This is a genomic window from Methylobacterium sp. WL18 (genome assembly GCF_008040015.1).
Classification (GTDB): Bacteria; Pseudomonadota; Alphaproteobacteria; order Rhizobiales; family Beijerinckiaceae; genus Methylobacterium; species Methylobacterium mesophilicum.
This window is the reverse complement of the sequence record NZ_VRVD01000911.1, coordinates 1-1,449: the sequence shown is the minus strand read 5'-3', so window position 1 is coordinate 1,449 and position 1,449 is coordinate 1. Positions and strand designations below refer to the sequence as shown.

The following is a 1,449-nucleotide window of genomic DNA, read 5'->3' as shown; positions in this document are numbered from 1 at the left end:
CTACACGGCCCGGGCGCTGGCGGGCAGCGCCCCGGTCCCGGACGTGCCGGTGCTGCCGGCCGGCCCGGGCGACGACGTGGTCGTGGTGATCCAGCTCGAATCGTTCATCGACCCGGAGCGCCTCGGCGGCCCGGCACTGCCCGCGATGGAGCTGTTCCGCACCCGGGCCGCGCAATACGGCCGGCTTCGGGTTCCCGCGCACGGTGCCTACACGATGCGCAGCGAGCACGCCGTGCTGACCGGCCGGCCCTCCGACAGCCTCGGCTTCGGCCGGTACGATCCCTACACCTCCCGCAGCGGCGACGAGCCGACCAGCCTGGCCCGGCTGGCCCGGGGCCGGGGCTACGGCACCCTGTTCCTCCACCCGTTCCACCGGGATTTCTTCCGCCGGGCGAAGGTCATGCAGGCCTTCGGCTTCGGCGACCTGGTGATGGGCGAGGCGTTCGAGGCGGCCCCCCGGGTCGGCCCCTATGTCGGCGACGTGGCGCTCGGCGAGCGCCTGCTGGACGAGATCCGGGGGCGGCGCACGCCGCTGTTCCTATTCTGCGTCACGATGGAGAACCACGGACCGTGGAAACCCGGTCGGCTGCCCGGGATCGACGCCCCGGAGGCACAGTACCTCCACCACGTGGTCAATACCGGGCGGATGGTCGAGAACCTCGTGGCCGGGCTCGACGCCCTGGCGCGCGAGCGCGGCCAGACCATTACACTCTGCGTCTTAGGAGACCACGCGCCCTCGCTGCCGACCTGCAAGCCTGGCTTCGGCGGTCAGGCGACGGATTACGCCGTGTTCCGGTTCGGCGGCCCTCAGGTGACGCCGCGCCGCCTCGACATCACCGCCGACGCCCTTGGACGGGAGCTGCGGTCCACCCTCGCCAGCACCCTTGCGGACAGGCCGGCAAGGACGCGATAAGGTTAAGCTTGACGGTAACAAGCTCGACAGTGCCACGCTGGTGACGCATTGCCGGCCGATAGCGAAGCTGTCCGAGAAGTGGGTTCCGCACGGTGCCCGCCCGTTCGACGCGGCCGTTAAAGCGATCGCAGCGTTTGGCGGTCACCATGGATGTCCCGGTCCGAGCCAGCGATGGCGCGGAGGCCGGCGAGGAGAAGTCTCTGTGATGCTGCGTAAGACGGCGCTCTCAGCGCTGATGGCCGCCCTCGCGGCAGGGTCCATCGGCGGCTGCACGTACCTGCCCGCGGCGGGTCCGACGGCCAGCGCGATCGAGGCTGGCGCGGAAGTCGCCACCGCCGACGGCGGCACGCTCGCCCGCTACGAGATCATCGACGTCACCCCATCCGTGATCGAGGCCCTGCGCGGTCGCCCCCTCGACAGCCTGCTCGCCTCCTTCGGCGACCACCGCCCCTCCACCGAGCCGGTGATCGGCATCGGCGACATGGTCTCGGTCTCGGTCTGGGAGGCCGGCTCCGGCGGCCTGTTCTCCGGACCCC

The 1,449-nt window shown here is 71.4% G+C and carries 1 protein-coding gene and 1 pseudogene; both read left to right on the top strand.

Annotated features, from left to right (window positions below):
* Nucleotides 1-913: LTA synthase family protein (locus FV228_RS29615; RefSeq protein ID WP_147857711.1), on the top strand; the 913-nt coding region annotated here is incomplete at its 5' end.
* 205 nt (nucleotides 914-1,118) lie between these two features.
* Nucleotides 1,119-1,449: pseudogene (locus FV228_RS29610) on the top strand (sugar transporter); the annotation flags it as partial.